10 protein-coding genes and 1 pseudogene are annotated in these 13,809 nt (G+C 63.2%); 3 read left to right on the top strand and 8 right to left on the bottom strand.

What is annotated here, in order from left to right:
* The coding region (locus ACF8R4_RS09385) for a M24 family metallopeptidase (RefSeq protein WP_392492282.1) at window positions 1-1,203 on the bottom strand (1,203 nt) is incomplete at its 3' end.
* 260 nt (window positions 1,204-1,463) lie between these two features.
* Window positions 1,464-3,719, bottom strand: a complete 2,256-nt coding sequence (katG, locus tag ACF8R4_RS09380) for a catalase/peroxidase HPI (RefSeq protein WP_392492281.1) — start codon at window positions 3,717-3,719, stop codon at window positions 1,464-1,466.
* Window positions 3,720-4,068: 349 nt separating this feature from the next.
* Between katG and ACF8R4_RS09375 the strand changes: the two genes are divergently transcribed.
* Window positions 4,069-4,971 (top strand): LysR substrate-binding domain-containing protein, encoded by a 903-nt coding sequence (locus tag ACF8R4_RS09375; RefSeq protein WP_392492280.1) that lies wholly within the window; start codon window positions 4,069-4,071, stop codon window positions 4,969-4,971.
* Window positions 4,972-5,292: 321 nt separating this feature from the next.
* Here the strand turns inward: ACF8R4_RS09375 and ACF8R4_RS09370 are convergent, their stop codons facing one another.
* Window positions 5,293-6,171, bottom strand: a complete 879-nt coding sequence (locus ACF8R4_RS09370; RefSeq protein ID WP_060497105.1) for a DMT family transporter — start codon at window positions 6,169-6,171, stop codon at window positions 5,293-5,295.
* Window positions 6,172-6,417: 246 nt separating this feature from the next.
* Here ACF8R4_RS09370 and ACF8R4_RS09365 point away from each other — a divergent pair, with 246 nt between their 5' ends.
* Window positions 6,418-7,242 carry an aldo/keto reductase gene (locus ACF8R4_RS09365; protein WP_104834570.1) on the top strand — a complete coding sequence of 275 codons (825 nt, stop codon included), beginning with the start codon at window positions 6,418-6,420 and terminating at the stop codon, window positions 7,240-7,242.
* A gap of 154 nt (window positions 7,243-7,396) precedes the next feature.
* Here ACF8R4_RS09365 and ACF8R4_RS09360 read toward each other — a convergent pair whose 3' ends face one another.
* The 5 genes and pseudogenes from ACF8R4_RS09360 to ACF8R4_RS09340 all read right to left on the bottom strand — a co-directional run bounded on the left by ACF8R4_RS09360 (window position 7,397) and on the right by ACF8R4_RS09340 (window position 12,680).
* Window positions 7,397-9,493, bottom strand: a complete 2,097-nt coding sequence (locus tag ACF8R4_RS09360) for a bifunctional diguanylate cyclase/phosphodiesterase (RefSeq protein ID WP_156867416.1) — start codon at window positions 9,491-9,493, stop codon at window positions 7,397-7,399.
* 163 nt (window positions 9,494-9,656) lie between these two features.
* Window positions 9,657-10,151 (bottom strand): annotated as a pseudogene (locus tag ACF8R4_RS09355) (GNAT family N-acetyltransferase).
* 116 nt (window positions 10,152-10,267) lie between these two features.
* Window positions 10,268-11,203 (bottom strand): catechol 1,2-dioxygenase, encoded by a 936-nt coding sequence (gene catA / locus ACF8R4_RS09350; RefSeq protein ID WP_060497108.1) that lies wholly within the window; start codon window positions 11,201-11,203, stop codon window positions 10,268-10,270.
* A 43-nt stretch (window positions 11,204-11,246) separates the two neighbouring features.
* Entirely contained in the window at window positions 11,247-11,537 is a 291-nt protein-coding gene (gene catC / locus ACF8R4_RS09345) for a muconolactone Delta-isomerase (protein ID WP_060497109.1), read from the bottom strand.
* 21 nt (window positions 11,538-11,558) lie between these two features.
* Window positions 11,559-12,680: a muconate cycloisomerase family protein gene (locus tag ACF8R4_RS09340; protein ID WP_060497110.1), complete on the bottom strand. Its 1,122-nt coding sequence runs from the start codon at window positions 12,678-12,680 to the stop codon at window positions 11,559-11,561.
* Between the two features lie 135 nt (window positions 12,681-12,815).
* Here ACF8R4_RS09340 and catR point away from each other — a divergent pair, with 135 nt between their 5' ends.
* Window positions 12,816-13,688 (top strand): HTH-type transcriptional regulator CatR, encoded by an 873-nt coding sequence (gene catR / locus ACF8R4_RS09335; protein ID WP_060497111.1) that lies wholly within the window; start codon window positions 12,816-12,818, stop codon window positions 13,686-13,688.
* Window positions 13,689-13,809: the final 121 nt, after the last annotated feature.

Here is a 13,809-nt window from a genome sequence, read left to right as displayed (position 1 = left end):
AATGATGTTGTGCTCCGGCCCATACGGGAACTTGGTGATGTTCTCGGCGCCGCTGTCGTTGACGATCAGGATGTCATGCTCGCGGTACCCACCTGCCCCCGATCGCCCTTCAGGCAGCATGATCATCGGTTCGATTGACACCACCATGCCCGGCTCCAGCACCGTGTCGATGTCTTCGCGCAGCTCCAGCCCGGCTTCGCGGCCGTAATAGTGGCTCAAGGTGCCGAACGAGTGGCCATAACCGAAGGTGCGGTATTGCAGCAGGTCGTGGCGCAGGAAAATCTCGTTCAGTTCACGGGCGATATCGCTGCAGCGCATGCCCGGACGTACCAGCTTCAACCCGGCCTCGTGTACCTCGACGTTGGCCTGCCACAGGCGCAAGTGCTCGTCCGGGCAGTGGTCGAGGAACAGTGTGCGCTCCAGCGCGGTGTAGTAGCCAGCGATCATCGGGAAGCAGTTGAGGCTGAGGATTTCACCCTTGCCCACACGGCGGCTGGTTACCGGGTTGTGCGCACCGTCGGTGTTGAGCCCGGACTGGAACCAGGTCCAGGTGTCCATCAGCTCGGCATCGGGGAAGCGCCTGGCAATTTCCCGTACCATCGCCTGGGTGGCATGCAATGCCACTTCATACTCAGGCACTTGATCGCGCAGCGCCTCTACCACCGCCGCACCGCCGATATCGGCCACCTGCGCGCCATGGCGAATCAGCGCCTGTTCCTCGGCCGACTTGATCATGCGCATGCGCATGCAGGGTGCACCGATGTCTACCAGCTCGGCCTTGGGGTAGCAGGCGCTGAGCTTGCCGTGATTCTGCAGGTTGAGGTGGTCATGTTCCACGCCAATGCGCGAGGCCAGCGGCAGGGCCTGCTGAATGGCGACGAAGAAGTTGTCGCGCTGCCAATCGGTGTAGACGATGTTGTCAGTGCCCACCGTGCGCCGCCAGGGTTGCCCGCCGTCGATGTTGGCACTGATCGAGACCACCTTGTCCTGGGTGATCACCAGTGCATACGGGCGGCCGAACGAGCAGTAGAGAAAATCGCTGTAGTAGTTGACGTTGTGGTACGACGTGAAGATCGCCGCTTCGATGTCCTGCTCGTCCATGTAGGCCCGCAGCCGGGCATGGCGGGCCGCATATTCCTGGGCCGAGAAGGTTGGCTGCACCTTGTCGCCATTGCGGATTTTCAGGGTTTTGGGCATTTGCATGGTCGGGGTTCCTTGTCGTTGTGAGCACGCTGTTCAGGCTTGCCGCCTGAGAAGCATTGCAACAGAACCGACCAGGACGCTTTTGTATCTATCCGACCTGGAATTGGCGGGATGGCCACTGCCCCTGGGGGCTGCTTTGCAGCCCATTCGCGGGCAAGCCCGCTCCCACAGGTTCTTCGCAGCCCTGAAAGGCGGCGCTGTACCTGTGGGAGCGGGCTTGCCCGCGAATGGGACGCAACGCGCCCCCGTTTCCAGCGCTGCTATTTCAGGTCAAAGCGGTCCAGTTCCATAACCTTCTGCCAGGCCGTAACGAAGTCCCGGACGAACTTATCCCCCCCATCACTGCTGCCATACACCTCACTCAACGCCCGCAACTGGGCATGCGAACCAAACACCAGGTCAACCCGGCTACCGGTCCACTTCACCTGCCCGGTCTTGCGATCGCGGCCTTCGAAGCTTTCGTTGTCTGCCGAAGTCGCCTTCCATTCCACGCCCATGTCCAGCAGGTTGCGGAAGAAGTCATTGCTCAAGGTGCCGGGCTTGTCGGTGAACACGCCCTGCTTGCTGCCGCCATGGTTGGCGCCCAGCACGCGCAGGCCACCGATCAGCACGGTCAGCTCCGGTGCGGTCAGGGTCAGCAACTGGGCCTTGTCTAGCAACAGCTTCTCGGCCTTGACGCTATAGCGAGCCTTGGTGAAGTTGCGGAAACCATCGGCCAACGGTTCCAGCACGGCAAACGATTCGACATCGGTCTGCGCCTGGGACGCATCGACACGCCCCGGGCGGAACCCAACGCTGCCACTGTAGCCGGCATCCTTGGCGGCCTTTTCAACGGCGGCGGTACCTGCCAGCACGATCAGGTCGGCCATCGAGACCTTTTTACCGCCATTGTTGAAGTCGGCCTGAATCTTCTCCAGCGCCGCCAGCACCTTGTCTACACCCTGGTTTGCAGCCCAGCCCTTCTGCGGCGCCAGGCGCAAGCGGGCGCCATTGGCACCACCGCGCTTGTCGGAGCCACGGAAGGTCGAGGCCGATGCCCAGGCGGTGGAAACCAGCTCGCCCACGCTCAAACCCGATGCTAAAACCTTGGCCTTGAGGGCCGCGATGTCTTGTTCACTGACAGTGGATGCCTCAGCTTTGGGCAACGGGTCCTGCCACAGCAGCTCTTCATTGGGCATTTCCGGGCCCAGGTAACGCGCCAGCGGGCCCATGTCGCGGTGGATCAGCTTGTACCAGGCGCGGGCGAACGCATCCGCCAGCTGCTCGGGGTTGTCCTTGAAGCGGCGGGCGATCGGTTCGTAGATCGGGTCGAAGCGCAGCGCCAGGTCGGAGGTCAGCATGGACGGTGCGTGCTTTTTCCCCGGGTCGTGCGCATCCGGTACGGTGCCTGCGCCCTTGCCTTCTTTTGGCCGCCACTGATGAGCGCCCGCCGGGCTTTTGGTCAGCTCCCACTCGAAGTTGAACAGGTTGTTGAGGTACTCGTTGCTCCACTTCGTCGGGGTCGACGTCCAGATCACCTCCAGCCCGCTGGTGATGGCATCACCGCCCTTGCCGCTGCCGAACGTGTTCGCCCAGCCCAGGCCCTGCAGTTCAAGGCCTGCGGCTTCCGGCTCGGGGCCGACGTTGTCGGCGGGGCCGGCACCGTGGGTTTTGCCGAAGGCGTGTCCACCTGCAATCAGCGCCACGGTTTCTTCGTCGTTCATGGCCATGCGGCCGAAGGTCTCGCGGATGTCCTTGCCCGAAGCCACCGGGTCGGGGTTACCCTCCGGCCCTTCCGGGTTCACGTAGATCAGGCCCATCTGCACGGCGGCCAGCGGGTTTTCCAAGTTGCGCTCGGCCGACAGGTCGCGGTTCTGCTCTTCGCCATGTTTGGCCGGCTCGGCCACCAGGTCACCCTGGCCTGGCGGCTGGGCCTTGACCTGGTCCTTGCCGTAGCGGGTATCGCCCCCCAACCAGACCTTTTCCGAACCCCAGTACACGTCTTCATCGGGCTCCCACACATCGGCGCGCCCGCCCGAGAAGCCGAACGTCTTGAAGCCCATGGATTCGAGAGCGACGTTGCCGGTAAGCACGATCAGGTCGGCCCAGGAAATCTTGTTGCCGTACTTTTGCTTGATCGGCCACAGCAGGCGCCGGGCCTTGTCCAGGCTGACGTTGTCCGGCCAGCTGTTGAGCGGGGCGAAACGCTGCTGACCCGAGCCCGCACCACCCCGACCATCGCCAATGCGGTAGGTACCGGCGCTGTGCCAGGCCATGCGGATGAACAGCGGGCCGTAGTGGCCGAAGTCGGCGGGCCACCAGTCCTGCGAATCGGTCATCAAGGCGGTCAGGTCTTTTTTCAGGGCTTGGAAGTCCAGGCTCTTGAACGCCTTGGCGTAATCGAAGTCCGGGTCAGGGCTGGACTTGGACGAATGTTGGTGAAGAATTCTCAGGTTGAGCTGGTCGGGCCACCAGTCACGGTTGGTGGTGCCGCCACCTGCGGTTTGATGGAACGGGCATTTCGATTCGTTCGACATCTGCGGGTACCTTTGGGTCGGTTATCCAGATTTCCGGTCTATGCCAGGTGTTCTTTCAGCCGAGCGCGTGGGCTCGTGCTACCCCTCATCAGGTCTACACGGGGCTTGCGAAGCTGTCACGGCGGGCCGGTGCGGTCTTGCACGCAGGTGCTGACACACCGCCCCCTAGCGCAATTCGCGGGGCCAGGGGAAAGACTAGCCGAGCTTGGGCAGACTTCTAATAGAGTGGCTGTTAGGGGGTGATAGGCTGGCTCTGTCAGGCGTTGGCCGGCACATCCATACAAGGCAAGCAGGCCGCCCCCATGCTTCAATACATCGCCAAGCCCTCTACCCCCGGAACCCGAGCCCAATGAACCGCAACGACCTGCGCCGCGTCGACATGAACCTGCTGGTGCTGTTCGAAGCCCTGATGATCGAACGCAACCTGACCCGCGTGGGTGAAAAACTGTTCATCACCCAGTCCACCGTCAGCGCCGCCCTCGCCCGCCTACGCGAGCTGTTCGACGACCCGCTGCTGATCCGTAGCGGTCGGGCCATGGAGCCCACGCCAAGGGCCATGCAAATCTTCAGGGAGCTAGGCCCGGCCATGGACGTGATTTCCGCCGCCATCAGCCGAGCCCGCGAGTTCGACCCGGCCAGCAGTTGCAACGTGTTCCGCCTGGGCCTGTCGGACGACGCCGAATTCGGCCTGTTCCCGGCCCTGCTGCAGGCCTTGCGCAAAGAGGCCCCGGACATCAGCGTGGTGGTACGGCGTGCCAACTTCCTGCTGATGCCCGGCTTGCTGGCCAGCGGTGAAATTTCGGTGGGTGTGAGCTATACCACCGACCTGCCGGCCACCGCCAAGCGCCGCAAGCTGCGTAACATCGGTGTGCGGGTGCTGCGTGCCGACGACAGACCCGGCCCGCTGACCCTCGACGAATACTGCGCCCGCCCGCATGTGATGGTGTCGTTCTCCGGCGACATGAGCGGCAATATCGACCTGGACCTGGCGCGCATCGGCCGTTGCCGCAAGGTGGTGCTGGCGGTGCCGCAGTTCGGCAGCCTGCGTGCCCTGCTACGCAATACCGAGATGATCGCCACGGTGCCGGACTACGCCGCCTGCGCCCTGGCCGACGACGGCAGCTTGCGCGCCGACCCGGCGCCGTTCGATATCACCGAGGCCGAGCTGTCGATGGTGTGGAGCGGCGCCCAGGACAACGACCCCGCCGAGCGCTGGCTGCGCGAGCGCATCCTCCAGTTCATGGCTCGGTAGGTGCCTGACTGAAGAAGTTTGGCGCTTGTGAGATCGAGCGCCGCCCGCGCGGCGCATCGCGAGCTACGCTCGCTCCTACGTTTGTTTCTGGCCAGTAACGCCTGTGCCAAGCGCGCGCGATCGCCTTAGTTTGCACGACGCAATATAGAGGCATGCGCCAAGGCGTCCGCGCGCGAAACCCACAGGAATAATTGGCCCGAAACAAACGTAGGAGCGAGCGTAGCTCGCGATGCGCCGCGCGGGCGGCGCTCGATCTCACAGGCGCTGAATACATCAAGGCGGGCGACTACCAGCCCTGACATTGTCGCAGCGGCGAGCGCCTCATTTACGCCGCTGCATCCACGCCGCCCCCAGCCCACTGAGGCAAATCACCGAAATACCCACCAGGCTCAAGGTATCCGGCACCTGGCTGTAGATCACGAACCCGAGCAACCCGGCAAACACGATCTGGCAGTAGCTGAACGGTGCCAGCAACGCTGGCGCCGCATGGCGGAAGGCCTGGGTCAGCAGCAGGTGCGCCGTCATGCCAAAGCCCCCCAGCGCCAGCATCAGCAACGCATGGTCCCAACGCGGCATTTCCCAGAAGAATGGCACCAGCGCACTTAATGCCAAGGTGTTGCACAGCCCCGCATAGAAGTTGCTGGTGGTCGGGCTGTCGTGCGCCGCCAGGATGCGCGTCAGCAGTTGGTAGAAACAGAACCCCAGCGCCGAACCGAACGGGTACAGAATGGCAGGGGTGAACATTGCTCCCCCCGGGTGTACCACCACCAGCACACCGATAAAGCCCAACACCACCGCCACCCACTGCCCCACCGTCACCCGCTCTTTCAGCAGCGGTGCCGACAACGCGGTGACCAGCACCGGGGCAAGGAAGTTGACTGCCGTGGCCTCGGCCAGCGGCAGGTATTGCAGGCCCGTGGTGAACAACAGGCTGGTGCTGAGCAGGCTAAGGGCACGCAGTGTCTGCAACAGCGGCCGACGGGTGCGCAGCACGTTCATACCCGACTTGGGCAGAAAGATACCGGCCATCAGCAGCGTATGCACTAAATAGCGTGCCCACACCACCATGATGATCGGGTACAGGCCGCCGAGGAATTTGGACAGGGCATCGTGGCTGGCAAACAGAAACGTCGCCACCACAACGAGGGCGATGCCACGCAGAGGTTGGTTGACGCCGGACAGCGGTGTGCTGGAACTCATGGCTCTCTCGATGACGGCGCGCCAGCAGGCAGCGCCCAGGGAAGGCCGCACAGGCATGGCCTGGCGGGTACAACAGTTCGGATTCTAGAAGAGATGACGCAGCATAAGGAAGTTCAATTGCCGCTTGTCCAGGCCGACAGCATTTTCTGTTCGCTGATCGACCACTTTGTGCTCCGCGCGCATGGTCCGTGCCGTGCTGATCGTCGACCATCGACGCTGCCCCTGCACACCCTACAAGGAATTGACATGCAAAGGCTCACCACCCGTAACGGCCTGGCCCTGCCCGCAATTGGCCTGGGCACCTGGCCGATGACTGGCACCGAGTGCACCCAGGCCGTGCGCCAGGCGCTGGACGTGGGTTACCGACACATCGATACCGCCACCGCTTACGACAACGAAGCGGCTGTCGGCCAGGCCCTGCGCGACAGCGACGTGCCGCGCGAGCAGATCCACCTGACCACCAAGGTGTGGTGGGACCGCCTAGAACCCAAGGCCATGCGTCAGTCACTGGAAGACAGCCTGCGCGCGCTGGGCACCGAGCACGTCGACCTGTTCCACATTCACTGGCCCGGCCAGGACTGGGACCTGGCCCGCAGCATCGAAACGTTGGTAGCGCTGCGTGACGAAGGCAAGGCGCGGCATATCGGCGTGGCCAACTTCCCGCTTGGACTGTTGCGCCAGGTGGTGGAAACACTCGGTGCGCCATTGTCGGCCATTCAGGTGGAGTACCACGTGCTGCTCGACCAGCAACCGCTGCTGGACTACGCCCGTCGCCATGACCTGCTGCTCACCGCCTACACCCCGCTGGCCCGTGGCCAGGCGGCGGCGCAGCCGGTGATCCAGGCGATTGCCCACAAGCACGGCGTGCTGCCCAGCCAGGTGGCGCTGAAATGGCTGCTGGACCAGGATGGCGTGGCAGCGATTCCCAAGGCCAGCAGCCGCGAAAACCAGATGGCCAACCTGGCAGCGCTGGACGTGCAACTGGATGACGAAGACCGTGCGGCGATTGCCGGGTTGCCGAAGGACCAGCGGCTGGTAAGCCCGGCGTTTGCGCCGGATTGGAATAGCTGAAATTCATAAGCGCGACACGGGCCTTGTGGGAGCGGGCGCGCCCGCGAAGAAATCAACTCAGTGGCTGGCACCGGCTGCGCCGGTGCTCCCGGGCACGCCCGCTCCCACAAGGATTGCACAAGCTTTTAGATTTTGAGTAAGACCGCGTAAGCCGTCAGCCTGGCGTAATGACCTCCTTGAGGCGCTCACTCGCCGGCGCCGGCCGCCCGTACAGGTAACCCTGAAAGTGCGAACACCCTTCCGCCGCCAACCGTCGCATCTGCTCTTCCGACTCCACCCCCTCGGCCGTGGTCTTGATCATCAGGCTGTTGGACAGGTCAGTAATGGCGCGAATGATCGACATTGCTTCGCGGCTGTCGCACATGTCGTGCACGAACGACTTGTCGATCTTGATCCGGTCGAACGGGAACGACCGCAGGTACCCCAACGATGAGTAGCCGGTCCCGAAGTCGTCCAGCGAAATGGACACACCCAGGTCTTTCAACGCACGCAAGGTGCGCACGTTTTCCTCGCTGTTGCCCAGCAGTACCGATTCGGTAATTTCCAGCTCCAGCCGCTGCGGCGGCAGGCCTGAGTCGGCCAGCGCCAGGGCGACGATATGGACAAGGTTGCCATTTTTGAACTGCACCGCCGACAGGTTGACCGACACGGTCTGCTCGCTGTCCCAACTGGCCGCTTCCTGGCAAGCCAGGTTCAGTGCACGCGTGCCCAGTTCGTGGATCAGCCCGGTTTCTTCGGCGATGGGGATGAAGTCCATGGGCATGACCATGCCACGGGTCGGGTGCTCCCAACGCAGCAACGCCTCGTAACCGGTAACGCTGCTCGTCTGCTGGTCGACCACCGGCTGATAGTGAAGCTGCAGCTGGCCCAGATGCAGTGCGGTGCGCAGGTCGGTTTCCACCAGGCGGCGCTGGCGGGCCGCGACGTCCAGCTCAACGTCGAAACACTCGTAGCGGTTGCGGCCATTGCGCTTGGCCTCGTACAGCGCCATGTCGGCATAACCGAGCAGCTGCTCGGCCTGGTCGTGGTCATCGGGGGCGATAGCAATGCCGATGCTCACCCCTACCGTGAACTGATGCCCTTCGATCTGGAACGGCGGACAAATGGCGTTGATCAGCCGCTGCGCGGTGTTGCACGCGGCATCGCGACCATCAAGGCCCGTCAGCACCACGGCAAACTCGTCACCGCCCAGACGGGCCAAGGTGTCGTGCTCACGCAGTTCTCGGCGCAAGCGCTTGCCCAAGGCCCGCAAAAGCTTGTCACCAAAGGCATGGCCCAACGAGTCGTTGATGTTCTTGAAATTGTCCAGGTCCAGGCATAAGGCGGCGGTCAGCTTGGCGTTTTCGCTGCCGCGCACCAGGGCCTGTCGCAGGCGTTCGTTGAACAGCGTTCGGTTGGGTAACCCGGTAAGCGCATCATGGTGCGCCATGTGGTGGATCTGCGCATGGGCGGCCAACTCTTCAGTGGCATCTTCGGCGACGAACAGCACGTAGTCAGCCTGGCCCTCGCGGTTCTGGCTGAGCAAGGTGCGGCTGCGAAGGGTGCGCGGGCCGCGGGCCGTGTCGACGCGGGTTTCGGCAGCATGGCCCTTGGTACTGCGGGCGCCACGCGCCAGTTGCTGCTCAAGGTAGTCGGCCGCTGCGGGGGCAAGGCAGTCACCGGGCAACTGGCCGATCATGCTGCGCCCCGGCCCGCCGAACAGGCGCTCGGCCTGCTGGTTGGCCAACAGGATGCGCTGGCTTTCCAGGTCCTGGACAATGACGCTGGCAGGAATGTTGGCAATCACCGAATCCAGGAACTGAGACAGCTTGGTCATTTCCTGGCTGTACTGCTCGGCCAGTTCCTTGGCCTGTAACAACTCCTGCTCCTGGCGATGGCGCTCGGAAATGTCGCGGGTGACCTTGGCGAACCCCACCAGTTGCCCGGCATCGTCGTGCACCGCTTCGATGACCACATGGGCGTGAAAGGCGGTGCCGTCCTTACGCAGGCGCAAACCCACTTCTTCAAAGCGCCCGGTGCTGCGCGCTTGCTCCAGGTTCAGCGCCGGCAGCCCGGCTCCACGCTCGGCATCGCTATAAAACAACGAGTAATGCTGGCCGACAATTTCATCGGCATGGTAGCCCTTGGCACGTTGGGCACCGGGGTTCCAGTTGGCGACAATACCCTCGGGGGTGAGCAGGTAGATGGCATAGTCCACCACGCTCTGGATCAACAGCCGGTACATGATGTCGGGGTTTGCAGCTAGCGACATGAACTTTACCTGAACCCTCGAGGGGCATGAGAAGGGATCCCAGCACGCTGTGGCCGGGTCTTGGAATGCGTTGATGGCATTATGCCGCTCACGGCGATTTTGTGAAGTGGCTCACAAAAATCTCGCTATTCCCCTTCAAGAACGAACGAAGACGGATAAAGCCTCAATGGCGGGCGCCACTCACCAAGAAATTCAGCAAGTCAGGTTCATCGTCCAAGGCAATCGCCCGTGCCGGGCGCGACAGGTTCGCCAGCACAGCGTTACAAAACGCCACCGCGGGTGGATCCTGTGCGTAACAGCGCAGCAACCAGTCGCCCTCACCGCTCAAAAACTGCAACGCCACCGCCTGCCCAATACCCTGCCGGCGGTATTTCTTCAGGATGAACAGGTCGGCCAGTTCGAGGGCATCGATGCCCGGCAGCTCGCTGCGTTCCACCAGTACGAAACCGGCGATGAAGCCGTCCGCCAGCACCAGGTAGGCGCCCCAACCGTCGTCCTACCAGTGGCGCTGCAGGTGCTCGTCGTGGATGTAGAAGCGACCATCCACTTCGACGTCTTCCTGCTCCCAGTCGGAGGACTCGTAAGCATAGAACTGATAGAGGTTACGGATCAGCGGGGCCTGGTCGGCGGTAGTCTGTAGCAGTGCGATCGGGAGCATGGTGCGGGCTCGGGGTAAAAGGCCGATTCTAGATGACAAGCGGCCGACAGCAAAAAGCCCAGGCCCTCCCCGCACGGAAAGGCCCAGGCCAAAACACGGTGAATCCAGGCTAGAACTCAGCCTTCCTGCAACGCACGCGGCCGATGGCTGCGCGCTTCGGCCTCCGGCGCTGCAGCCGCCTGCAGGTGGAAGTCGAACGCCAGTTCGGCAAAGCGCTCACCCTGAACACCGCGATCACGCGCGGCAGCGGCATCTTCGACAAAGCGCAGCTCGCCAATCAGCCCGTCACGGGTGGCGTAGGCGAAGTCATCCCACAGGTACTTGTCGCCCTCGAAGTTGATCTGCGTGGTCAGGTGACGGTACCCAGGTGCCGAGATGAAGAAGTGCACGTGCGCCGGGCGCTGGCCGTGGCGGCCAAGCAGGTCCAGGCATTCCTGGGTCGGGCCCTGCGGGTCGCAGCCGTACCCCGACGGTACGATGGAGCGCGCACGGTAGCGGCCCTCGGCATCGGTGATGATGCGGCGGCGCAGGTTGTATTCGGACTGGGTCGAATCGAAGTACGAATACGTGCCCTGGGTGTTGGCGTGCCAGAGGTCGACGGTGGCACCGGCCAGCGGCTTGCCATCGGCATCGAACACCTGGCCCTGAAGGAACATCACCACACCCGGGTCGGTGCCGTCGTCCATGCGCGCTTCGCCTTGCGCCAGCGGCGCACCGGCCACGTACAGCGGGCCTTCGATGGTGCGCGGAGTGCCGCCACCCAGGCCGGCTTCGGCGTCCTTGGCGTCTTGCAGCAGGTCGAGGAAGTGCTCGATACCCAGGCCTGCGGCCAGCAGGCCCGCCTCGTTCCGGCCGCCCAGGCGGTTGAGGTAGTCAATGGCGTGCCAGAATTCGTCTTCAGTGATTTCCAGGTCTTCGACCAGGCGCGCGGTGTCCTGCAGGACGCGCAGGATGATCTGCTTGAAGCGTGGGTTGCCCTCGGCATGGTCCAGGCCAGCCACCTTGTTGAAGAAGGCTTGAACATCGGCAGTGTGGGAAATTTTCACGGTCATCGTGCTTACCTCGTATTGTTCTTGTCGGGTAGTCAGGTGCGAATCAGCGGTCGTCGCTGTGGATCGACGAAGGGTGCCGGCACAGGCCGTTCACCTCGATGTCCATGTACGGGAACAGCGGCAGTTGCATCAGGGTATCGTGCAGCGCCTCGACGCTGGGCACATCGAACACGCTGTAGTTGGCATAGTGCCCGGCAATGCGCCACAAGTGGCGCCAGGTACCTTCGCGCTGCAGGCGCTGGGCCAGTTCCTTTTCGTCGGCCTTGAGCCGGGCGGCCTTGGCCGGGTCCATGTCGACGGGCAGTTTCACGGTCATCTTCACGTGGAACAGCATGATTATCTCCTTGCTTGCTGATCAGCGACGGGCGAAACGCGCCAGGCGCTGTTCGTCCAGGGTCAGGCCCAGGCCTGGGGTACGGGGAATGTGCAGCTGGAAGTCGCGGTACTGCGGCGGCTCGTTGACGATCTCTTCGGTCAGCAGCAGCGGGCCAAACAGCTCGGTGCCCCAGGTGAGTTGGCGCAGGGTGAGGAAGGCGTGGGCCGACGCCAAGGTGCCGATCGAACCTTCGAGCATGGTGCCGCCATACAGGGCGATACCGGCGGCCTCGGCGATTTGCGCAGTACGCAGCACGGCACGCGGGCCACCGTTCTTGGCGATCTTCAATGCGAAGATGCTGGCCGCACCATCGGCGGCCAGGCTGAAGGCGTCCTCGACGCTTTCAATCGATTCATCGGCCATGATCGGTGCCGGGCTGCGCTGGTTCAGGCGCACCTGGCCACCCCGGTTGATGCGTGAAATCGGTTGTTCGATCAGGTCGATGCCGTTGTCGCCCAACACCTGGCAGGCGCGAATGGCCTGGGATTCGTCCCAGTACTGGTTGACGTCGACGCGCACACTGGCGCTGTCCCCCAGCTCACGCTTGATGGCCACCACGTGCTTGAGGTCCTGCTCCACCGGGTTGGCGCCGATCTTCAGCTTGAACACACGGTGACGCCGAATCTCCAGCATGTGCTGGGCTTCGGCGATGTCGCGGGCGGTGTCGCCACTGGCCAGGGTCCAGGCCACTTCCAGGCTGTCACGCACACGGCCGCCCAGAAGCTCGCTGACCGGCAGGCCCAGGCGCTTGCCCTGGGCGTCGAGCAACGCGCTTTCGATACCCGATTTGGCAAAGGTATTGCCCTTGGCCAGCTTGTCCAGCTTGAGCATGGCAGCGTTGATGTTGTCTGCCGCCAGGCCGATCAGCGCAGGCGCCAGGTGCGCATCGATATTGGCCTTGATGCCCTCGGGGCTTTCGTAGCCATAGGCCAGGCCGCCGATGGTGGTGGCCTCGCCGATACCTTCCACGCCATCGCTGCAGCGCACACGCAATACCACCAGGGTCTGTTGCTGCATGGTGTGCATTGCCAGCTTGTGCGGGCGAATGGTCGGCAGGTCGACGATAATTGCTTCTATGCGTTCAATCAGCGCGCTTGTCATTGTAGCCAGGTCCCGTCAGGTCGGGCTGCCAGTGGCAATCCCGAATGGTGCATTTACTTGCGTGTTCAAGGATTGCGCGAGACCCTGATGACCGTCCAATATCAAATGAATCTCCCACCATACCCTGGAGGTCTTGTGGAGCTGCGCCACCTGCGTTACTTCAAAGTCTTGGCCGAAACCCTCAATTTCACCCGCGCCGCCGAGCTGCTGCACATTGCCCAGCCACCCCTGAGCCGGCAGATCAGCCAACTGGAGGACCAGCTCGGTACCCTGCTGGTGGTGCGCGAACGCCCGTTGCGGCTGACCGAGGCGGGTCGCTTCTTCTATGAGCAGACCTGCACCGTGTTGCAGCAATTGCAAAATATCAGCGACAACACCCGGCGCATTGGCCAGGGCCAGCGCCAGTGGCTGGGCATCGGCTTTGCCCCCTCGACCCTGTACAACGTGCTGCCGGAGCTGATCCGCGAGCTGCGCCAGGACAGCGAGCTGGAACTGGGCCTGAGCGAGATGACCACGCTGCAGCAGGTGGAAGCGTTGAAAAGCGGGCGCATCGACATCGCCTTCGGGCGGATTCGCATCGATGACGCGGCCATTGCGCAACAGGTATTGCGCGAGGACCCGCTGGTGGCCGTGCTGCCCAAGGGCCACCCGCTGGCGGGCAGCCCGCTTAGCCTTGCCCAGCTGGCGAGCGAGGCCTTCATCCTCTATCCGGCCAACCCCCGGCCCAGTTATGCCGACCACGTACTGGCGCTGTTCGCCCAGCACGGCATGAGCATCCGCGTCAGCCAGTGGGCCAACGAACTGCAAACCGCCATTGGCCTGGTGGCGGTGGGCGTGGGGGTGACCCTGGTGCCGGCGTCGGTGCAACAGCAGCACCGTACCGATATCGAGTATGTAGGTTTGCTGGATAGCGGCGCGGTGAGCCCGATCATCCTCAGCCGCCGCAAGGGTGATGTGAGCCCGGTCGTGCAGCGGTGCCTGACGTTGATCGAACGGCAAAACCACTAGCCCGCCGCCCGTATACCCATCGGTATATGGATGTTCCCGTTGTTCTGTTTCATGCTCCGCCACGCGAATCGCGAAACGCCCGGGCTGCAAGAACAGATCAATAACAAATAACGGGAGTCGA

Source organism: Pseudomonas sp. FYR_2 (assembly GCF_043106425.1).
Lineage (GTDB): Bacteria > Pseudomonadota > Gammaproteobacteria > Pseudomonadales > Pseudomonadaceae > Aquipseudomonas > Aquipseudomonas monteilii.
The sequence above is the reverse complement of the archived record's forward strand: the minus strand, read 5'-3'. Positions and strand labels throughout refer to the sequence as shown.

Coding starts and splice junctions, on each gene's coding strand:
- katG (WP_392492281.1), bottom strand. CDS start 3,719: ATGTCGAACGAATCGAAATGCCCGTTCCATCAAACCGCAGGTGGCGGC.
- ACF8R4_RS09375 (WP_392492280.1), top strand. CDS start 4,069: ATGAACCGCAACGACCTGCGCCGCGTCGACATGAACCTGCTGGTGCTG.
- ACF8R4_RS09370 (WP_060497105.1), bottom strand. CDS start 6,171: ATGAGTTCCAGCACACCGCTGTCCGGCGTCAACCAACCTCTGCGTGGC.
- ACF8R4_RS09365 (WP_104834570.1), top strand. CDS start 6,418: ATGCAAAGGCTCACCACCCGTAACGGCCTGGCCCTGCCCGCAATTGGC.
- ACF8R4_RS09360 (WP_156867416.1), bottom strand. CDS start 9,493: ATGTCGCTAGCTGCAAACCCCGACATCATGTACCGGCTGTTGATCCAG.
- catA (WP_060497108.1), bottom strand. CDS start 11,203: ATGACCGTGAAAATTTCCCACACTGCCGATGTTCAAGCCTTCTTCAAC.
- catC (WP_060497109.1), bottom strand. CDS start 11,537: ATGCTGTTCCACGTGAAGATGACCGTGAAACTGCCCGTCGACATGGAC.
- ACF8R4_RS09340 (WP_060497110.1), bottom strand. CDS start 12,680: ATGACAAGCGCGCTGATTGAACGCATAGAAGCAATTATCGTCGACCTG.